At 41.5% G+C, this 21,795-nt stretch carries 19 protein-coding genes; 15 read left to right on the plus strand and 4 right to left on the minus strand.

What is annotated here, in order from left to right; genetic code table 11:
* The first annotated feature begins 253 nt into the window (after window positions 1-253).
* The 3 genes from MUN87_RS13165 (at window position 254) to MUN87_RS13175 (ending at window position 5,547) form a co-directional block, all read left to right on the plus strand.
* Window positions 254-3,430 carry a DEAD/DEAH box helicase gene (locus MUN87_RS13165; protein WP_244740795.1) on the plus strand — a complete coding sequence of 1,059 codons (3,177 nt, stop codon included), beginning with the start codon at window positions 254-256 and terminating at the stop codon, window positions 3,428-3,430.
* 147 nt (window positions 3,431-3,577) lie between these two features.
* Window positions 3,578-4,066: a PH domain-containing protein gene (locus MUN87_RS13170; protein WP_244740797.1), complete on the plus strand. Its 489-nt coding sequence runs from the start codon at window positions 3,578-3,580 to the stop codon at window positions 4,064-4,066.
* Window positions 4,063-5,547 (plus strand): PH domain-containing protein, encoded by a 1,485-nt coding sequence (locus MUN87_RS13175; protein ID WP_244740798.1) that lies wholly within the window; start codon window positions 4,063-4,065, stop codon window positions 5,545-5,547. The genes MUN87_RS13170 and MUN87_RS13175 overlap by 4 nt, the downstream gene beginning before the upstream one ends.
* Window positions 5,548-5,692: 145 nt before the next feature.
* Here the strand turns inward: MUN87_RS13175 and MUN87_RS13180 are convergent, their stop codons facing one another.
* Entirely contained in the window at window positions 5,693-6,976 is a 1,284-nt protein-coding gene (locus tag MUN87_RS13180; protein WP_244740801.1) for an NCS2 family permease, read from the minus strand.
* Between the two features lie 212 nt (window positions 6,977-7,188).
* Window positions 7,189-7,725 (minus strand): hypothetical protein, encoded by a 537-nt coding sequence (locus MUN87_RS13185; protein WP_244740803.1) that lies wholly within the window; start codon window positions 7,723-7,725, stop codon window positions 7,189-7,191.
* A 350-nt stretch (window positions 7,726-8,075) separates the two neighbouring features.
* Between MUN87_RS13185 and MUN87_RS13190 the strand changes: the two genes are divergently transcribed.
* Entirely contained in the window at window positions 8,076-8,975 is a 900-nt protein-coding gene (locus MUN87_RS13190; protein WP_244740806.1) for a DUF4915 domain-containing protein, read from the plus strand.
* A gap of 88 nt (window positions 8,976-9,063) precedes the next feature.
* Window positions 9,064-9,723 carry a hypothetical protein gene (locus tag MUN87_RS13195; RefSeq protein ID WP_244740808.1) on the plus strand — a complete coding sequence of 220 codons (660 nt, stop codon included), beginning with the start codon at window positions 9,064-9,066 and terminating at the stop codon, window positions 9,721-9,723.
* 67 nt (window positions 9,724-9,790) lie between these two features.
* On the opposite strand, the gene MUN87_RS13200 is transcribed toward MUN87_RS13195, so the two are convergent.
* Window positions 9,791-10,387, minus strand: coding sequence for a tetratricopeptide repeat protein (locus MUN87_RS13200; protein WP_244740810.1), 597 nt, complete (start codon window positions 10,385-10,387; stop codon window positions 9,791-9,793).
* Window positions 10,388-11,562: 1,175 nt separating this feature from the next.
* On the opposite strand from MUN87_RS13200, the gene MUN87_RS13205 reads away from it, so the two are divergent.
* Window positions 11,563-11,709, plus strand: coding sequence for a BH0509 family protein (locus MUN87_RS13205; RefSeq protein ID WP_244740813.1), 147 nt, complete (start codon window positions 11,563-11,565; stop codon window positions 11,707-11,709).
* Window positions 11,710-11,955: 246 nt separating this feature from the next.
* Here the strand turns inward: MUN87_RS13205 and MUN87_RS13210 are convergent, their stop codons facing one another.
* Window positions 11,956-12,366 carry a hypothetical protein gene (locus MUN87_RS13210; RefSeq protein WP_244740815.1) on the minus strand — a complete coding sequence of 137 codons (411 nt, stop codon included), beginning with the start codon at window positions 12,364-12,366 and terminating at the stop codon, window positions 11,956-11,958.
* Between the two features lie 502 nt (window positions 12,367-12,868).
* On the opposite strand from MUN87_RS13210, the gene MUN87_RS13215 reads away from it, so the two are divergent.
* The 9 genes from MUN87_RS13215 (at window position 12,869) to MUN87_RS13255 (ending at window position 21,472) form a co-directional block, all read left to right on the plus strand.
* Window positions 12,869-13,330, plus strand: a complete 462-nt coding sequence (locus MUN87_RS13215; protein ID WP_244740816.1) for a flavodoxin — start codon at window positions 12,869-12,871, stop codon at window positions 13,328-13,330.
* A 201-nt stretch (window positions 13,331-13,531) separates the two neighbouring features.
* Window positions 13,532-14,464 (plus strand): glucose-1-phosphate thymidylyltransferase RfbA, encoded by a 933-nt coding sequence (gene rfbA / locus MUN87_RS13220; RefSeq protein WP_244740818.1) that lies wholly within the window; start codon window positions 13,532-13,534, stop codon window positions 14,462-14,464.
* On the plus strand, window positions 14,457-15,488 hold the full coding sequence (rfbB, locus tag MUN87_RS13225) for a dTDP-glucose 4,6-dehydratase (RefSeq protein ID WP_244740820.1): 1,032 nt from the start codon (window positions 14,457-14,459) through the stop codon (window positions 15,486-15,488). The genes rfbA and rfbB overlap by 8 nt, the downstream gene beginning before the upstream one ends.
* A complete protein-coding gene (locus MUN87_RS13230; RefSeq protein WP_244740822.1) occupies window positions 15,464-16,426 on the plus strand; it encodes a glycosyltransferase family 2 protein in 963 nt (320 codons plus the stop codon). Before rfbB ends, MUN87_RS13230 begins: the two co-directional genes overlap by 25 nt.
* On the plus strand, window positions 16,423-17,112 hold the full coding sequence (locus MUN87_RS13235) for a GNAT family N-acetyltransferase (protein ID WP_244740824.1): 690 nt from the start codon (window positions 16,423-16,425) through the stop codon (window positions 17,110-17,112). The genes MUN87_RS13230 and MUN87_RS13235 overlap by 4 nt, the downstream gene beginning before the upstream one ends.
* Window positions 17,113-17,115: 3 nt before the next feature.
* Entirely contained in the window at window positions 17,116-17,472 is a 357-nt protein-coding gene (locus MUN87_RS13240) for a DMT family transporter (RefSeq protein ID WP_244740826.1), read from the plus strand.
* A gap of 5 nt (window positions 17,473-17,477) precedes the next feature.
* Window positions 17,478-18,608, plus strand: coding sequence for a dTDP-4-amino-4,6-dideoxygalactose transaminase (rffA, locus tag MUN87_RS13245; RefSeq protein WP_244740829.1), 1,131 nt, complete (start codon window positions 17,478-17,480; stop codon window positions 18,606-18,608).
* Window positions 18,571-20,265, plus strand: a complete 1,695-nt coding sequence (locus MUN87_RS13250; RefSeq protein ID WP_244740831.1) for a DUF6044 family protein — start codon at window positions 18,571-18,573, stop codon at window positions 20,263-20,265. The genes rffA and MUN87_RS13250 overlap by 38 nt, the downstream gene beginning before the upstream one ends.
* 85 nt (window positions 20,266-20,350) lie before the next feature.
* Window positions 20,351-21,472 (plus strand): NADH-dependent flavin oxidoreductase, encoded by a 1,122-nt coding sequence (locus MUN87_RS13255; RefSeq protein WP_244740833.1) that lies wholly within the window; start codon window positions 20,351-20,353, stop codon window positions 21,470-21,472.
* The last annotated feature ends 323 nt before the right edge of the window (window positions 21,473-21,795 follow it).

Consider the following 21,795-nt stretch of genomic DNA (forward strand, 5'->3'; position numbering starts at 1 on the left):
GCATATCTTCAGGCGAAATCTGCCTTGAATCGGGACCTATCGCTTGAATTCGGCTCATCTTCAGCCAAAAGCTGACTCGAATCACAGCCTAACACTTGAACCTGACACATCTTCATCCGGAAGGCCCTACAAATAATCCTGAAACACACGTATACCAAACTAAAAAATAACGAAGAGGTTCGCCACTTATTATTTGGTGACTTTTTGTACATCCTCTATAATGATGATAACTGGTTGAATGGAGGGGACACACATGCAGATAAAATTAAATGAAAAAATCATCAAAGAAATGTGTGGCTCTATCTCCTTCAAAAAAGGATCGACTTTTTGGAAGACGGACAAAGTGACGTTTCAAACATACACAGAAGATCGTTCAGAGGCAATCGTGAAAGGGACAGAGGATTTCCATGTCACCATTCAGAAAGAAGAAAAGGGTACGTTTCAGACAGCCTGTACCTGTATCACCTTGCCTTCTTTTAAGCATGATTGTCAGCATATTGCAGCGGTCTTATTAGCGATAAAGGAGCATAAGCAACATGGGACAACACCGGTAGTGGAGACAGATGCTTCAGCGCTCACCGAAGGGCTGAAGTCCATTTTCAATACGAACCCGGTACGATCGAGCGGTCATCAGTATCACTTTGAGACTCGCCAGGTGCTTCATCTAATTTTCACCTGTAAGCCTGTTTTTATCAATAAAGGACAATATATGCTCGGGATCGAAATCAACATCGGTCCGATTAAAGTGAATGACATCCGGGATTTTCTGCAAAAGGTAAAAGAGCATACTCTGATCCCTCTATCCAAATCCTTTACATATGATGCCGAGCTTCACTGTTTTCCAATCGAGACAGACGAGGTGCTTCAACAGCTTCTGCAAATAAACGAGGATGAGCAAACCTTTCTGTCTGGTTCTAATACGTCTCAGCAATTATTGATTCCGCCATCCTCCTTTGATCGGCTGATTGCTTCTCTGACAAGAGCACCGCTGGTGAAGTTAGAATATGACGGGGATACCTATGAAGGAATTCACTGGTCCGAACAAAGACTGCCACTAAGGTTTGATTTTGTTGCTATGGACAGCGACTTTCAACTAACTATTTACGGTCTTCAGCGCTTAATTGTCATGAATACCTATCGAATCGTTATATATGAAGGAAAGCTGATCCAAATGGCTGTCGAGCAAAACGAACAGCTTTCCAACCTGATCCAGCTGTTAGATGCTTCCGGAACCAATCAAATTCCGATTCCACAGGATCAAATGGATTATTTTATGGAACAGATCGTACCCGGTTTACGGAAATTAGGGACAGTCCAATTATCAAGCGATTTAAAAGAACAATTCGACAAAACACCATTAGTGGCCAAGCTTTACTTGGATCGAGTGAAAAATCGCCTGCTGGCCGGATTGGAATTTCACTATGAAGCTATCATGATTAATCCCATGGAGGATCGCGAATTGGATCAGCATCCAACACTGATAAGGGATCGGAAGAAAGAAAGCGACATCCTGCAGCTAATGGAAGACAGTGCTTTTGCAAAAACAGAGGGTGGCTATTTCTTACATAATGAAGAGCTGGAATATGAGTTCCTGCAGCATGTTATCCCGAAGCTGGAACCACTTGTCCAACTTTACGCAACAACGGCTGTTCGCAACCGGATTTTCAAAGAGAATGCCCGACCGAAGCTAAGGGTCGCCTTCAAGAAGGAACGGACGAACTGGCTGGAATTCAAATTCGAAATGGAAGGCTTTTATGAAAACCAGGTTCGCGAGGTGCTCCAGGCACTGGAAGAAAAGCGGAAATACTATCGTTTGTGTAACGGCACCCTTCTTTCATTGGAAACCCGCGAGTTTGAAGAGATCCAACGTTTTCTGGAAGCAGGGCCGGTCCAGGAGGAAGACCTCGAAAGCGGCTTACAACTCCCTTTTCTCCAAGGACTCCGACTAATGGATAGCTTGACGGATAGCAACACGTTCACAATAGAGGAATCTTTCCGGCAATTTTTACGAAAAATCGAACAGCCTGCTGAAGAGGATTTTGCTGTACCTGAAGAACTGTCTCCCATCTTACGTGACTACCAGAAGCATGGTTACCGCTGGATGAAAACGATCGCCAGCTACGGATTCGGTGGCATTTTGGCCGATGATATGGGATTAGGGAAAACCTTGCAAAGCATTGCTTATATGGTATCCGAACTGCCAACTATCCGGAAACAGAATCAGCCCATTCTTGTGGTATGCCCTTCATCATTGACCTACAACTGGTTGAACGAATTTAACAAATTCAGTCCCGCATTACAAGCGGTAATTGTCGATGGTAAAAAAGCGGACCGAATCGCTTTACAGAAAAGCGCCATGGACCATGATGTGCTGATTACTTCCTATCCGCTTCTGCTGAAGGACATACAATGGTATGAGAAGCAGTCTTTTCACACGGCGTTTTTTGATGAAGCACAGGCATTTAAAAACCCTTTTACACAGACCGCCAGAACAGTGAAAAAAATAAAAGCTGATCACCGATTCGCGCTTACTGGCACACCTGTAGAGAATGCGCTTGAGGAGCTGTGGTCGATTTTCCACGTTGTGTTCCCAGAGCTTCTACTTGGTCTCAAGGAATTCAGTAAGCTGACAAGGAAAAAGATTTCGCGCAGGATACAGCCCTTTTTGCTTCGAAGGCTGAAAGAAGATGTACAGGAGGAGCTCCCAGAAAAAATGGAAATGACAGAATCGATCGAATTACTTCCTGATCAGAAGCAGCTCTATGCAGCCTACCTAGCAAAACTGAGAGAAGAAACGTTCAAGCACCTGGATAAGGATACGCTCCGCAAGAACCGTATCAAAATTCTTGCCGGTTTAACTCGATTACGGCAAATCTGCTGTCACCCTGCCTTATTTGTCGATGGCTATAAAGGAAGCTCGGCTAAATTCCAGCAGTTACTGCGGATTGTTGAGGAAGCGAGACTATCTGGCAGAAGGGTATTAATTTTTTCACAGTTTACCAGTATGCTGAAGCTGATCGCCAAGGAATTAGCCTATCAGGGAAGACCCTTCTTTTATCTCGATGGACAAACGCCTCCAGAGGAACGAGTGGAGATTTGTAATCAGTTTAATGCAGGCGAACGTGACCTCTTTCTGATTTCGTTAAAAGCAGGTGGAACCGGGCTAAATCTAACAGGCGCTGACACCGTCATCCTGTACGATATCTGGTGGAACCCTGCCGTAGAAGAGCAGGCGGCCGATCGCGCCCACCGAATCGGACAGACGAAGGATGTACAGGTCATGAAGCTGATTGCCCGTGGGACGATTGAAGAAAAAATCAATGAACTGCAAGAGAAGAAGCGGGATTTGATTGCTGAGATTATAGAATCCGGACAAGATGCGACGACTGGTCTTACGGATGAGGATATTCGGGAGATATTGATGGTGTAGCCGGATTTTTGATTACAATGGAATACAAATATACGATTACAACGGATAAATCTTTTCCTTGATTTATCCGTTATTTCTTCTGCGCTTGACACCCCCTACCACCAGTTATAATATAGAAGAAAATGGATAATATGGGAGAAGATAAAAATGGAGCATGTAGCCTTAGAAAATAAATTATCACCTGCATTTCTTAAAGCACGTCTCATATCTGAATCGATTGCTAATATCATTGGATTCATCGTTCTCATCGGACTTTTTTGGATGAAAGGTTATTTTAACTGGCCAGAGTGGGCGAATTGGCTGGTCATCGGTGCATTCGTTATTCACTGTTTCGGAACGGTCTGGTCTTTTATCGAGCCTAAGTTTCTTTATAAAAGCTGGGGCTATCAGCTTGATCGTGAATTTCTTCAAATAAGCCACGGCATCTTGAAGAAGGAATGGGTGACAGTACCAATGGCGAAAGTCCAGTCCGTCACGACCAGCCAAGGGCCGATTATGAAAGCCTATCAATTACGAGGAATCAAGGTTGAAACGATGGGATCCTCCCATTCCATTCCGGCTCTGGATGAACAGGTTGCCCTGGAATTACGGGAAAGACTTGCCGAATATGCGAAGTTAAAGGACGTGGAGGAATGAGATATCATCCCTTAACCATACTGTTTCGACTCTATAAATTAGTAAGAAACTCCTTTGCACTGGTTTTATTATTTTTTGTGCTCAAAAGGCAATCAGAATTCTGGCTGTTTGAATATGGTCGTTACGCGCTAATCGCAATGATCATTTGGCGAGTCATTTATATTTTTTCAAGCTGGTTTACGGAGACTTACCAATGGGATGATCGTAGTTTTCACCTAAGCAAAAATGTATTCGTTAAACAGACAACAACGATTCCTTTTTCGAAAATCCAGAATGTAACCAGTCAGACTACGATATTACATAAGCTATTTGGCTATACCTCGATCACCTTCGAAACCGCAATGGATGGAAAAGATGACTCTATTACATTCGATTTCGTTTCGAAGCTGCATGCTGCTTTTCTTGAAGAATTAGTGCAACCGGGAAGGACAGCTGTTGACGATGTCGAGGAAAAAGAAGATACACCCACTCCAGCCAAAGAATCCGAACAAAAGGGAGTCATTTACTTTACACCTAGTAAACGAGAGTTAGTGAGAGCCAGTTTTACTTCGTTAAGCTTTCTCATTATCATCCCTATAATTACAAAGTTATATGAGTATGCAACGCAACTGTTACCAAATCCAGAACAATATAATGGGACATTTTTACAACTGTTTGAAAATAAGTTGATGTTGTTTAGCATCATTATTGCAGCGGTTCTAATTGCCGTTATCTTAGGATTGATAAAAACCTTCACCCGGTACGGTAAGTACGAAATTTCGGCAACAGACACGCACATTTTTATAAAAAAGGGCATGGTGAACGAAAGTCATTTTACGATCGAAAAAAGCAAAGTGCAAGGATTAGAGTTTCAGCAAAGTATAATAAAACGCATTTTCGGCCTAGTCGAAGTACGTCTGATAAGCGCTGGAAAAATAGCGGAAGATGCCGTGAGTGTAAATTCCCTGTATCCCTTCTTATCTATGCAGCGAGCTTATCACCTAGTAGAGGAATTATTACCGGAATACTCATTGGAGAAAGAAATGGAGCGATTACCTGTTGCTTCCCTATATAGCAAGCTATTGAGACCTAGCTGGATTTGGCTGATCGCTACCGCCTGCCTCGTCTATTTTAAACCAGCCTTTTTGCAATTTCAGTCCACCTGGTGGATCGTGCCATTGCTTCTGTTCATTCTGGTAGTAGTCAGCCGTGTATTGGATTATGCGAATACAAAATACACGATTACCAACGATCAAATACAATGGTGGCATGGCGGCTTCACCCATCAACTGTTTGTAACGAAAAAAAGAAAAGTAATCGAAATCAGCTGCTCACAGACCCTGTTGCAAAAGATATGGAACGTAGCTTCTGTCTCCATGATGAACCGCTCTAGTACACCCAGGGTTGAAGTCATTGATGACGTACCACTGGATTTTCTCAAAAGATTCACAGCATGGTACGCAGCACGGGATACGCAAATGAATAAGAAAAACAGGGCATAACGGCCCCCTTATTCATTTGCTAAAGTAAGCCTATGTAGTTACTAGTCTTATGGACAATTCCTCCCTTTTTCTTCCTAAATTCTGACCATACAAAATACGCTCATCCCCTACGTACACAAAAAAAAGAGCCTTCAAAATCAAAGGCTCAAACTGCATAATAAATAATGAAATGAAGTAAAAACAGGCTGGCGATCACATATAACGTGAACGATACCTTCCTTGCATTGCCTGTACTCAATTTCAATATTACATAAAGAATAAATCCAATGGCAATTCCATCTGCAATGCTGTACGTGAATGGGATCATCACGATAATAAATATCGCGGGGAAAGACTCACTCAGATCACGCAAATCCAATTTCTTTATATCTTGGACCATGAGTCCTCCGATGATCATTAACACTGGTGCGATCGCATTAGAAGGAATGATTTGGATATAAGGAATAAAAAAAATGACAGCCAGAAACAAGAAGCCCGTGGTAATCGTCGTTAATCCAGTGCGTCCTCCCGCCGTAATCGCAGCTGTTGTTTCTGCTGTTGATACGGTTGGACTGGACCCAAAGATACCAGAGAGCATCACCGAGATACCGTTGGCTTGAAAAGCTTTTTTAAACTTTTCCGGTCGATTCGTTGCAGCAAGATGGTTATATGTTAATCCGATATTCTCGAACAACACTACCATCGTAATCGAAAACACAGCCACTAAATACGGAAAAGACATCCCGTCCGCAAATGACAAGGCGCCAAATACTTCGCTGTATTCGTGTAACGAGACAGCTTCATTCGTCTTGGATGGTAATACCCCCAGCACAAAGGCAATTGCCGTTCCGATTAGAATCGTCCACAAAAAGTTACCCTTCACATTGCGAATAAACAGAATCAACGCAATAATAAAGGTCAATACCGTCGCTAAGACAGCGGGATCACTGAAATCGCCCAGTGCGATGATCGATTGATCGCCACGGGTTACCAGGTGTCCATTTTCCAGGCCAATCAGCATCAGAAACAGACCGATTCCAATATTAATCGCCAGCTTTAACGATTCAGGAATCGCATCTTTGATAACAGTAGTTAACGATGAAAAGGCAACCAAGGTGAAAATAAGACCAGACACAGTGGTGACACCCAGTGCCTGCTGCCACGTCAACTCCATCGATTGGACAAGGGTGTACGCGAACATCGCGTTAATCCCCATGCCTGGCACGATTAGGATCGGCGCATTGGACCACAATCCCATAATCAGACAGCTGACAAAGGAGATCAGGATTGTTCCTAACACAGCTCCCTCGAGCGGAACACCTGCTTCCGCTAAAATCAGCGAGTTCACGGCAATGATGTATGCAATCGTGAAAAATCCGATTAAACCGGCAGACAGTTCTTGTTTGACACTTGTCCCATGTTGTTTTAATTGAAAAATATCTTTTCTCAATGTAATACCTTCTATTTAATTGTCCCTCTCCCAACCCGCTCTAAAAAAAGAGCCAACTTATATTGTATGCTATTCAGAGAACTTGTCAACTGTCATTCAATAAAATGTAATATTCTGTTAAATAAACAAACAGCTCTTGGCATGATCATCCAGGAGCTGTTCTTAATATCGTGTGTTAAAACAGTCACCAACGTTAATAATTAATTTGTCGATTACCTTATTTTATGGTAATCATAAATAAATTTATATAATTCTCTTCGGCGTTGTTTTTTCCTGTCTAAATACTTACTATTTCGGTCCTTTTTCGTTTTTTCGGCTAGCTGATTATTTTTATTATTATTTTGGACTTTTATTGATTCTTCTGCTAATTGTTTATATTTATCCTCATCTTGTTCTTTTGATATTTCTTCTGCTGATTGATTATTTTCACCCTTGCTTTGCTTTTGTGTTTGTTCTGACGTTTGTTTCTTTTTCTTTCTTCTTTTTATTTCTGTTTCTACTTTTTCCTTTATCATTTTCACTGATGAGTTGACCATATCTTCTATAGGTATCCTCTCGATAACCGCACCAAGTATTTCTTCCTTGCTTATCAACGAAGATGACTTTTCTTTTCCATCTTTTTTGTTGACCTTCTCTAACTCTTGTCTTATAAATTGATGCCATTCCTCATCAGTTGTCTGATTGGTAACAGTCATATGTTTTGCCTCTTCAGCTGGTGAATTAGAACTTGTTTTTTGCTCCTCATCCATGTAATAGGAAACCTCCTTATATCCGTTTATTACACTTATTTAATCGACGGCTCTCCATATATTTATGAATAATAGTAATTTTCGCTTGGACTGAAGTGTATGTTAAAGAATAATAGATTGCTACCTATTTACATAAAAGGTAATGATAGTATACAAGAGATTGCCAATCCTAGGGAAACATCCATATCTAATCAATACGTTATGCCTAGCTAATGCCTCATACTGTGCCACTTCACTTAGACAATCATATAATTTGATAAAAACGAGGCATTTCATCCAAGCGATTCCTTAGCATCACACATATTGTACTAATACAAAATCTTTTATTTTAAGAAAGGGGCGGGTCCACCTTGTTATATGGATTGGAGAATGATCCAGATTTTAAACATATCCATACACGTCTATTAATCAGTTGTCCATCAAGTGATACAGATAGAGGTGGCCTATTTCTGTTAGATTTTAAAAATAATGCTTTCGAGAAACTATATACCGGCAGTTGCTCTGGTATGACGATCGTTAATGATCGATTATTCATCGCATCCGACGATAACAAAATTATTACCTTAGATCAGAAGTTTCAAGTCGTCGAAAAAAAACAATATCCGAAACTCGACTTTCACGATATCGTGAAGTTCAATGATCAAGTTGTGCTGGTTGTAGAGACTGCGATAAATGCGATCGGGTGCTATGATACCAAAACTTTGACACGAATAGGCGAGATCCGATTTAATGCAGAGGACAAAGACGTCCATCACATAAATGACATTTGGTTGGATGATCATACTTTATATGTTTCTATGTTTTCTCCCTATGGCAAATGGTATATGGATCCCATGCACAAAAGCGGTGCAATTGCAGCCATTGATCTGACCGATTTTCATCCGGCCCAACAACTCCATGTAGATCCAGAGAAACATGTCGTGGTTAAGGATTTATATATGCCGCATTCGATCTCCATGCATGAAAACGAACTTGCTTATTGTGACTCTATGTCTTTTCGTGTCTCCACTGGTAAGAACAAACCGATTCAATTACCTGGTTTTACACGCGGGCTTGCCATAACAGACAATACCCTCTTTATCGGACAAAGCAGGATGAGGCATGTTTTGCGAATTCCTCACCAATTCTCAAATTGCTGTCTGGATGGCGGCATCTATGTCTACGATTCTCACTATAGAATATCGCGTTTTATCCCATTGCCAGCACACCAGGTATACCAAATCCGAATTCTTGATTCTAATTTTGTTTAGAAGAAGGGAACTTGCAACGAAGTCAGTAATGCTTTACAGACGCCAATGAAATGGGAGTATTAAATAAACAAAAGGGAGGGATACACATTTGGTAAATACAAGCGAAGGAAATATCAAACTTTCACAAGAGCAGATTAGCTCATTACACAAAAAGGCTGTAGCTGGTAACAAAAAAGCCGTTCAAGATTTACACCATCTGCTCGAACAGGCTCGACCTAACTCCCCTGATAATCCGCCTCTTGATGCATATCATGGAAGCACCATGATTTTAGTGGCGAGAGATGCTACCATTCCGTTAGATAAATTGAAATGGTCAAAATCAGGATTAAAACTTCTGGATAAGGCGGTAAGCGCTGAACCTCAACATAGGATGATCCGGTTATTACGGGGTAAGGCAGGTTATCAATTACCTGAAGATTATTTTCAACGTTCACAATCAGCAATTGAAGATTACACTTTTCTAATAGAACGACAAATAGATGGTGAAGGGTTTCTTGACAAGAGAAGATACTTTCAGTTGATCTATGAATTAGGTGAATTATACAGTCGCATCGGTCAAAATGGCAATGCCCGTAAATGCTGGCTAACGCTTAAGAATAAATCCAATGATCCTAATCTTCTACATCTACTCGAGATAAAATTAAAAGAGTTAGAAGACAAACCTGATGTTGAGCATGAGCATCTATTATCAAATTTGAAGAAAAGAGTAATTGATGCTGTGGAAAGTGAAATGAACAACAAAAAGTGAAGGACCGTACAAAATTATGCGATAAACAATAAAACCATAGCTGTTCCGGCTATGGTTTCTTTCTTTGCTATATGTCCTCTTTATTAGCGTCTTGCCGCAATTGGAGGACTTCTTCATTCTTTGGATCTAAAGCATAGGCTTTATTTAGTGCTTCTTTTGCTTTTGCATGTTCAGCTGTTTTTATATAACCTTTGGCCAAGGATACCCATATTTCGATATCATCCATCCCTTGCTCAATGCAATAACAAAATTCCTTGACCGCTTCAGCAGGGTTTCCTCCTAACATATCCGGTGAATTCAACAATTTAGAACCATTCATTCTTCTTGCAAGTGGCAACTTATCGTCTATTTCAAGCGCAAGCGTGATCTCTTTCTCTAATTTGGAAAAAAGCTCTATTTTGTCTGTTAAACTCCAAGCTGCATCAATTTGACGACCATAAACAGCAGCAAGCCATGCATGAGCTTCCGCGCTGTGTGGCTCCTGATTAATTGCTTTTTCGAACCATTGTTGTGCACTCCCATAATTGTTGTCGTTAAATGCAGTATACCCGTAATGTAGCAACTCTTGCAGTGGAATTGATTGGATTATATCAGCATCTTCATGATTGCCCTCATTTACCGGTTTATTTGACACGATATCTTGATCGCGATAGTTCTCAGACATGTGTAACACTCTCCCTTCGGATGATCTTCAATCCATGGCCCATGCATAGTGGTTTGTCCTTTATCATGATCCTCCAGCAACGTGAGGCATGAATGCTAGGTACTTACTACATAAGGGATGATAGAACTCAGAAATAAATGGCTACTTTGTTTCAATATTTTCACCAGGCATCCCCTATCATCAATAAAATATATAATCATTATATGTTGTTTTTTCTAAGATGCCTCGGCTTATGCCAATTATCGATCCGACAGCTGTTAACTAAAAAAACCGGGCATAATCCGCCCGATATGGATTATGTTAACTAACAGCTTAGCAGTAATTTTGAAATTTTACATGTGCTAGGATACCGCTTCGGCCAACCACTCCTGCTGGGCACGGAGCCTATTTCCGGAGCTTTGCAACGCAGATAAAATATTTCAAAATGACCGTTTTTCCATACGGCCATTAGTTAACATAATCCATAATATAAGAACCCACCTTCATATTCAGTATGATTACTTCTATGACTGTACTTATATACATATACTTTCTTTGCTTATTAGAAAAGCGCAAGCACCCGTTTAGAAACATAGCGACTGGACGGCATCAACTGAGATAAAAGAATCACGGTGAGCAAGTGATGCCGATGATTACTTTCGCCCGAGGGCATAAGGGCGACTAGGCCTCTGGTTATCATCAATCAGCAAGTCTTCTTTATCGCAGGGCGATGCAGGAAGTCGCCTAGTTTCTGGGCGCCGAGTGGACATGGCTGTTCATGCTAGGAAAATGGTACGAAACCTTAAAATTTTATACTTTCTTAGCTTTAGAAAAAGGATAATCCATGTAAACAATCAGATGGATTATCCTAACCAAATACTATAAGACATCATTTACGTCTTGTATGATTATCTGAGGGCGTGCTTGTTGGTAAACAACGTATGGTCTTTACCACAGTCATTGTCCTCCGCTGAATGACATTTCTCATAGGGTCGATAAAGCGAGACTATACGCCTTCTTGTGCACACTCTATAGGCGAATTCACGAAATGATAACAACTACATATCACTTCACATTCAATCGTTCTCAAAATGATATTTGTCTAATCTCATATTGCGATGTATAATAAAGACAACAAAATGAAAGCGCTTAATAAAACTGGCGCAAATCCTTTAGGAACATAAGGAGGCATTCAAATGAGCAAAATAGAAAGAAATGACAAAATGGAACACCTGCTAGAGAAAAACAAATTCACAAAAGAAACCATCTTCAATATGTCTGATGAACAAATTGAGTATTTTCACTGGCTCTATTTCGAAGACTCTGTATACGACTTAATGTAATATTCAAAACTAATACAACTATACACAGCTCTTGGGTGAAATTCCGGGAGCTTTTTTTAATGACATTAGAAGAGCTCAGTATTCGCCTGGTACATACTAAATTTTCACTACGTCGAATATCTACATTACAAAAAATTTCTAACATGTAAAAACACCATGCGATTATGACGTAAGATCTTTCATCATTACGGTGTATTAGGTGGTGTTTGACGGGATCTCTTTTATTTCATCCCCTCTCCCAAAAGCTTATATCATCGTTACTTCATCCGTTTGCATATAATTATCCAGTTTCATTTTCCGCTCTTTTGATTCAATTAATTGCTGCGATACCAGCTTGAATTTCGCTTCATCATGTTGGTCCAGCGATTGATCTACCTGGAATTGCAAATAATTCACATTCAATTCGATATCTTCCTGGGAAAGAATTTGTCCACCCATGTAATATTTCTCCATGTCTGCCAAGGCAATATAAAAGCTATAAAAATCATCGACGATAATCATCACATACCAACCATGATTAGCGATATATTTCCGTTCATCTGTCAATTGAATGATATCTTCTTCTTCAATCCTTAATAATTCTGTATGTATCGATCCCGGACAAAAACACTCAATTTGATGGGAGAAAGACTGTACTGCTATAAAATGCTGATCCATGGCGTTATCCTCCTTTGGTGATTCTTCCATTGATGATGTTGATCATTGGTTTCCCTCTATTTCAGTATCAAGCAATCCACAACAAGGACACTCATTCGAAATATGTATATATTCGTCATAAACAAGGTCCTGTTCGTATACATAACCGCACAACGTACAACTCACGAGTTCGATAGTGTATTCTCCTTTTGCGCTAAGAATAAGATCCTCTCCATCCTTCGAAAAACTCGGCAAATCACCGATGTTTCACCTCGATTTTGACTACGTCGAGCTTATTGAGTGAAAATTGTATACTTTCTAACGTGAAAAAATACAACGTTCCATTAAACGAGAATAATTATCAATTCTTTTCATAAATTATAAGTGATAATGATTCTCATTGTCAACATTTTTTTGTTACATAATTTGTATATGCATTTATTTTCTATTGGTGATTTTATTGACAATGAGAATCATTTTCATTTACTATGGTAAGGGATAACCTTAGAGGAGGGACTCATACATGCCAAAAGTGATCTTATTGTTCTGCAGCATGTCCGGTAATACCGAAGAGATGGCTGAGATCATCGAATCAAACATAAACAATCACGGATTAGAAGTACATACCTTTCAAATAGATATGGATGATGCAATGGCAACGGACTTACTTGACTACGATGCGATTCTGTTCGGCACGTACACATGGGGAGATGGTGATATTCCTTATGAAGTGGAAGATTTTTATGATGACATGGAAGACATTGATTTAACCGGGAAAGTCGTAGCATTATTCGGCTCCTGTGATTCAATGTATCCGAATTACGGCGGAGCTATCGAAACATTCTCTGAGCGATTTAAAGAGCGCGGAGCATCCAATGTTCTCTATCACCTTAAAGTAGATCTGACTCCAGATCAAGATGATGTGGAACGTTGTCAGAAGTTTGCTGATGATTTTGTGGAGCAGCTTCATATGTATGCAGAGTAATTGGACGAAGATTTTTTATCTTCGTCCTCTTTTTTTCCTCCGTTGAAAACCTCACTATAACAGCCCTAAACCTTTTTAATCTCCTGTAACAAAAAAGAAATATAATTGTAAGTTTGGAATTTATCCCCACAAGGAAAAGAATAGAAATGAACAATATGTGTATAGATAACAAATGGAAGACATAGGAAGGGATGTTTTGTGATGAAAGGAATTATCCTTGCGGGAGGAAGCGGGACACGTCTTTCCCCTAGTACTGACAGTATGAATAAGCATTTACTACCTGTTTTTGATAAGCCAATGATCTATTATCCTTTATCTGTACTTATGCTGGCTGGTCTGAAGGAAATCATGATCATCAGTACATCGGAAGATACACCACGTTTTAAAAAGCTGCTTGGTGACGGAAAAGAACTCGGTATTACGTTAGCGTACCGTGAGCAGACCGAGCCAAAAGGGATCCCTGAAGCATTGACAATTGCAGAGGATTTTATTGAAGACGACAACGTCACCCTTATGCTTGGAGACAATATTTTTTACGGGCAAGGGTTTACCACTACCCTGCGCAATGCGATAAAAAATCACCGTCATGCTACGATATTTGGCTATCGCGTGAAGGATCCTCATCGTTTTGGCGTGGTGGAATTTGATCATCACAAGAAAGTATTATCATTAGAAGAAAAGCCTGACGATCCTAAATCCGATTTCGCCGTAACAGGCTTGTACATTTATGATCATCGTGCAGTCCAAATCGCCAAGAAGCTCCAACCATCTGCACGAGGAGAACTCGAAATTACCGATCTGAATAAAGAATATTTGAAATGGAACCATCTCGATGTTGAACTGCTCGGAAGAGGTTTCGCATGGATGGACGCCGGGACCCAGCAGTCGTTATTTGAAGCTTCCGAATTTGTGAAAACAACTCAACAGCGACAAGGCTTCAAAATTGCCTGTCTCGAGGAAATCGCCTTTTACATGAACTACATCTCGAAAGAAGCATTATATGAAAAAGGAAAATCAATGGAAAAGAATGATTATGGCCAGTACCTGATTGAAATTGCCGAGCGCAAGCATTCCGAACAATACTGGGATTCCATCGATCATCATCCAATGTTAGGGGTAGTGGAAAATGACTAGCAAAACCATGCTTATTACAGGCGGAGCCGGCTTCATCGGCTCCAATTTCATTCACTATTTCATGAAAAAATATTCCAATACAAATATCCTGAACATCGATAAGCTTACATACGCAGGATCGAAGCATAATTTGAGCGGAGTAGCGCATAGTCCCCATTATCAATTTATTCATGGAGATATCGCTGATCAACATTTGATCCAGCATGTATTCGATCAATACGATATACATGGTGTGATCCATTTTGCTGCCGAATCACATGTCGATCGCTCCATCGAAGATTCCAGCGTTTTTATCGAATCAAACATACTAGGGACAGCCACGTTGCTCCAAGCCGCCAAAAATGATTGGGAGAAAAAAGGCGCACTTACCAAGAGACGATTCCATCATATATCTACCGACGAAGTATACGGATCACTAGGTCCAGACGGGAAGTTCTCAGAAACTACGCCATACGATCCACGTAATCCATACAGTGCGTCAAAAGCCAGTGCCAATTTTCTCGTCAAAAGCTTCGGTCATACTTATGGAATGAATACGATTATTTCCTCGAGCTCGAACAACTATGGGCCGAGACAGCATCAAGAAAAGTTGATCCCGACCATTATCCGGAAGGCGTTAGCTGGTGAAGAGATTCCGATCTATGGAGATGGTGAGAACGTACGTGACTGGCTTTATGTACATGATCATTGCAGTGCGCTCGATGTCATCTATCATCGAGGGAATGCACAGGAGAGTTATAATGTTGGCGGTGGAAACGAACGGACAAACATCGAAATAGCTAGAAAAATTTGCGCCATATTAGACGTGAAAAAACCAGACAGGAAAGAACACCTCCATGTCAAGAGCTTCCAGGAGCTCATAACCTTTACCGAGGATCGCAAAGGGCATGACAGGAGATATGCAGTCGATGACAGCAAGCTCCGCAAACAGTTAGGCTGGGAACCGAAAGCAGAGTTGGACCGTGGAATGGAAAAAACCGTGGAATGGTATGTAAAGCAATGGAATCTGCAGAAAAGCAGCTGATTTCAGTCGTTGTCCCTGTCTACGGATGCGAAACCTGTCTGATCGAATTATGTGATCGGATCAAAACAGCCATCCTATCGATCCCAGCCAATTACGAGATTATCCTAATAAATGATGCTAGTCCTGATCAAGCATGGCAGACAATCAAACGACTCAGCTCACAGGATGATGCCATTAAAGGTATTGATTTAGCAAGAAATTTCGGCCAGCACCACGCCATTACCGCTGGCCTTGATGATACAACAGGGAATTGGGTGGTCGTCATGGATTGTGATCTCCAGGACCGACCTGAAGAAATCCCGAATCTGTATCAGAAAGCTTTAGAAGGCTATGATGTTGTCTTTGCGAAACGCACGGTCCGTCAAGATAACTGGTTCAAGAAAAAGTCTTCCCAGCTGTTTTACCGGATTTACGATTATCTGAGCGGACAGACGACGGATTATTCCACCGCCAATTTCAGTATCGTCGAGCAGAAAGTGGTCACAAACTTTCGGAAATTGCGAGAGCAGAATCGCTATTTCCCTTTATTTATCAAATGGATGGGGTACAAAAACACAAGCATTCCTGTGCGCCATGATGCCAGAACAGAGGGAAAGTCGTCTTATAATCTGTATAAACTGATTCATTTAGCCACCGATGCGATCATTTCACAGTCGAACAAACCATTGCGGTTATCCATTCAGTTTGGCTTTCTAATTTCCCTTGTTTCCTTTCTCTATGCTGTCTATTTATTTTGCCGCTACTTTTTCATGGATGAGCATGTACAAGGGTGGACCAGTGTGATGGTATCGCTCTTCTTTATAGGCGGCTTGATTTTTTTCAATTTCGGTATACTCGGCCTTTATATCGGCAAAATCTTCAATGAAACCAAAGGCAGACCATTGTATCTCATTCGAGAAAAAACAGATGAAAAAGAAGAACGGAGTGACGATAGATGACGAAATATCTTGAACCGACCCCATGGGATAAACGGAATTTTCACATAGATACGTTCCAGCTGAAGGAATATTCCGAAGCAGCATTGGCGGAGACCGACAAAACAGAAGGACATTTCACGATCAAGGTGGATCCTTTTGCAGATACCGCCAATTTAAAAAAGTATGGCTTTTATTACGCGGATACGTTAATAGAACCGATCGGCAAGAAGGATAAACTGAAACAAGTCGATCAGGAAAACATTCAATTCACACATAATTTTCATAGAGAAGACATTCTTGATATCGCTGAAGAAGCATTTACAGGCGGACGATTTCATCGCGACTTCAACATTCCCAATCATATGGCTGATACACGCTACCGCAATTGGGTCAACGACTTGATCGACAAAGATCTCATTCTGGCACTTGAGTTACATAGCAGCATGGCAGGTTTCTTTGCCTATCAGAATGATCAGATCCTGTTGCTTGCCATGCATCGCGATTACCGAGGAAAAGGATTGGCGACCGCCTTTGCCAGCAGCTGTGTACAGGAACAATTCCGTTTAACCGGACACGATACGCTGCGCACTTCGATATCACCGACTAATCCTGCCTCCTTGAACGTCTTTATTTCGCTAGGCTTTCGATTAAACGGGGCAGTAGATGTGTACCACAAATTAAACGGAACACTTGCAGATGGAGGGTAACGGATGGGATATTTATATATTTTTTGTACGATCGGCTTCACAGTATATGGCCAGCTGATCATCAAATGGACGATGGATAAACAAGGTGGACTTCCGGAAGTATGGTCAGAGAAAATCCTGTTCCTTTTACAATTATTGTTGAATCCCTGGATCTTATCGGGATTCGCAGCTGCTTTTCTGGCAGCGCTCAGCTGGATGGCAGCGATGTCCAAGTTTGATATCAGCTATGCTTATCCGTTTATGAGTCTGTCCTTTGTACTCGTCTTTATCCTGTCTATCTTCCTGTTCGGGGAACCTGTCAGTACGCAGAAAATAATAGGGTTTTCCTTCATTATCGTAGGAATTCTTGTCATGAGGTGATAGCAATGATCCCATTTAATAAACCATGTTTAATCGGAACAGAAAAAGAAGCAATTCAACAAGTATTAACCCACCAGAAACTATCGGGCAATGGTCCGTTTGGCGAAAAATGCACGACCTGGTTTGAAGAAGTCTTAGGATGCCATAAAGCGATCCTCACCCCTTCCTGCACCGCGGCATTGGAGATGACGGCGTTATTGACCGAAGTCGCGAAGGAAGATGAGGTAATTATGCCTTCCTATACGTTTGTTTCGACAGCAAACGCTTTTGCATTACGCGGAGCAAGGATCCGATTCGTTGATGTGAAACCGGGAACGATGAATATCGATCCGGAACAAATTGCCAAAGCGATCACAAATCGAACGAAGGCGATCGTGGTTGTCCATTATGCCGGCGTATCCTGTGATATGGATGCGATCATGGCACTCGCCGCTAAGCACAACCTCTGGGTGATAGAAGATGCGGCACAAGGGCTGATGAGTACCTACAAAGGAAAACCGCTCGGAACGATTGGACACTTGGGTACGTACAGTTTTCATGAGACGAAGAACTATACATGCGGAGAAGGCGGTGCCCTGATCGTCAATGATCGTTCGCTCGTGGAACGGGCTGAAATCCTTCAGGAAAAAGGCACCGATCGCTCCCAATTTGTTAAAGGAATGGTAGACAAATATACGTGGCGTGATCTGGGCTCCTCCTACCTGTTGAGTGAATTGAATGCCGCCTATTTGTCTGTACAGCTTGACCATGCTGACAGCATCAATCAGGATCGATTACGTACGTGGCATTTATATCAGCAAGGTTTAGCGGAACTTGCAGAAACCGGCTATCTCGATCTGCCTTATATCCCGGAAGACCGTCAGCATAATGCACACATGTTTTATATCAAAACAAAAGACAAGACGGAATGCTCCCAGTTAATTCAGCACTTAAAAGCGGATGGTGTCATGGCCGTCACCCATTATATCCCACTCCATTCCTCGCAGGCAGGACAACAATTCGGGGAATTTACCGGTGAGGATCATTTTACCACGACGGAGAGCGAACGACTGCTGCGTCTTCCGCTCTATTACGGAATAAGGAAAGAGGATGTACATCATGTGGTCCAATCTATTCAACAATTTTATCAAGTATAAGTATCTCTGCCTGGCATGCCTGATTATTATCGGCTACCTTCTCCCCTATTATATATTGGGAGAAGATACGCACATCCGGGTCCATGATAATATGGATTCCAATATCGTCTGGTATAAAATGCTGGCCGAAAGTGGTCAGATTTTCACCTGGACAGATACCCTTCTGCCCAATGCGATTAACGGGTTGCCGAGAAGTACGCTCGCTTCCCCGTTTGATACCGTGGTCTGGCTATATGTCGCCTTTGAACCAATGACAGCATATACAATCAGTCAAACGATTATGCGGTTTACCGCTTTCTTTGGTATGTATTTGCTGTTAAGCCGCTTCGTTTTCAAAAAAGATTCCTCGCAATGGATTCTAGCCGGTGCTTCCTTGGCTTTTGCCCTGCTACCGTTTTGGCCATCGGGTGCACTGTCTATCGCAGGTATTCCATTAGCGCTTTATCTGTTTTTGACCATAAGGAAATACGGAAAAAACACACCAGTATATCTCTGGGTTGTGTTAATGCTGATCCCGTTTTTATCTAATTTTGTCTTGAGCTTTGTCTTTTTCCTTGCCTTAATGGGCTTGCTCTGGCTTTTCGACTGGATCCGCACGAAACAAATGAATGGCGCATTCTTCTCAGCAATTGCTGCAATGACAGGCCTTTATGTCGTGAAGAATTACTTGTTAATTACCTCGATGTTTTTTGATGCCGGGTTTACTTCTCATCGTGAGGAGCTTGACCTTGGTCACAACACATTTGAGCGAAGTTACCAATTAGCCTGGGAGAATTTCCTCTATGGCCATACCCATGACGAGGCGCATCAGGCTTATATTATCATCCCTGTTATTTTAATCGCGCTGTTAGTCGCCATGTACAAAAGCACGATACAGCCACGCCTTTTGATGACATTATTCACAGCAAATCTTGCCATCTCCTTCTGGTATGCCTTTTGGTATTGGGAAGGCTGGCGTGTAGTGAAAGATCATTTCATGGTTGCCAACACCTTTAATTTTTCCAGGATACATTTCCTGGACCCGATTATTTGGTACGTTTGTTTTGCATTGGCGCTGACTATTTTGTGGAAATACTTACGATTCGGAAAACTGCTTGTGGTTGTGTTAGTAGCCTTACAATGCTTTCATCTGTTCGGCCTTTCGGAGGAACTGAAATACAGTAAGCTGCATACGCCTACCTTTTCCGAATTCTACTCGGAGGATCTGTTTGACGAGATTAAAAGCTATATTAATAAGGATCCATCTGATTATCGAGTTGTCAGTATTGGCATGCATCCAACCATCGCCCAATATAACGGCTTCTATACACTCGATACTTACAATAACACGTTTCCATTAGCGTACAAACACGAATTCAGAGAAGTGATCGCTGGCGAACTTGCCAAAAGCTCTACGTTGGAAAATTATTTCGATTCATGGGGTGGCAGACTTTATATGTATTCTGCAGAGCTTGGAAAGGATTATATGTTTACCAAAAATGAAGATACGTCCATTGAAGAGCTGGATATCAACACCAACGCCCTGAAGCAGCTTGGCGGCGATTATATTTTATCAGCGGTGCCAATTGAGAATCATCAGGAACTGGGGCTGACATATGAAGAAACGTTTGAAAATGAGGACTCGCCTTGGGAGATACGGCTTTATTCGTTAAAGTAAATAGGAATGATGACGAGCAGATTGTTATACACCGATGCAGGAATGTACTATCCTTGTTTTATGATTAACAAGGAGGAAAGAATGAATGAATCCAAAATATAACGAGCTATTCACGCCATTTACATTCAAAAATGGTATCGAATTAAAAAATAGATTAGTAATGGCACCAATGACGAACTTCTCATCAAACCCTGATGGCACGGTAACAGATGCAGAAGTCGATTACTATGCTCACCGCTCGAAAGGCGTAAGCATGGTGATTACAGCCTGTACGTACGTTACACCAAACGGCAAAGGTTTTCCGAATGAATTTGCCGCAGACAGTGATGACATGATCCCAAGCCTGAGCAAATTAGCCAAAGGAATTCAGGCAGAAGGGGCAAAAGCCATTCTGCAAATCTTCCATGGTGGTAAAATGTGTCCACCAGATCTTGTTCCAGAAGGTGATGTTGTCAGCGCAAGTAACGTACCTGCTGGTGAAGGAGCTACCGTCCCTCGTCCATTAGAAGAAAAGGAAGCAGATGACATTATTAAAGCGTTCGGCGAAACGACGCGACGCGCTATTGAGGCAGGTTACGACGGTATAGAAATACATGGGGCAAATGGCTATTTAATTCAACAATTCTTCTCCCCACATTCCAATCAGCGTAATGACCGTTTTGGCGGAAGTCTGGAAAAACGCATGGCCTTTCCACTCGCTATTGTCGATGAAATAGAACGTGTAGTGGCAGAGCATGCCGATGACTCCTTCATTGTCGGCTACCGTTTTTCTCCGGAAGAGCCTGAAGAAAACGGCATTACCATGACAGAAACTCTGGCATTGGTTGACATGTTAGCCGATAAACAACTAGATTATTTACACGTTTCCTTGATGGACTTTTTCTCCAAAGCGAGAAGAGGAGTAGAAAATATCGAACGATCCAGAATCGATTATCTGCTTGAAACCATAGATAATCGTGTCCCACTTATGGGTGTCGGTTCGATCTATACAGCTGAAGATGCACGAAAAGCGTTGGATACAGGTGTGCCACTTCTTGCATTGGGAAGAGGAATCATCATTGAACCAAATTGGGTACAGAAAGTAGCGGAAGGTAAAGAAGACGAAATTGCTACGGAAATCGACAAATCGAAGCAAAAGGAATTAGTCGTACCCGATCCGCTATGGAATGCTATTATGAATGCACCTGGCTGGTTCCCGGGTGTGTAACCGAAAGAAAGCCGAACAAATCACGGACTTTATTAGTCAGATCCGTGGTCTGTTCGGCTGTTTTCTTTTTATCAGTCGAGTATATACGTGCAGTCACAGCAGTAATCATATTGAACGTGAAGTTAAGTTCGCTTAATATGGATTATGCTGAATTGCAAAATCGTCATTTTGATAGATTTTATCTACTTAGAAAAGCTCCGTGCCACGCGTCCTGTGGGCACGGAGCGGCATCATACCATTAACAATATTTCAAAATAGTCGCTACGCTAGTTACCATAATCCACTGACAGGCATTTGTATATTATTTTATATACATGTTTACT

Origin of the sequence: Gracilibacillus salinarum, assembly GCF_022919575.1 — a bacterium.
Taxonomy (GTDB): Bacteria; Bacillota; Bacilli; order Bacillales; family Amphibacillaceae; genus Gracilibacillus; species Gracilibacillus salinarum.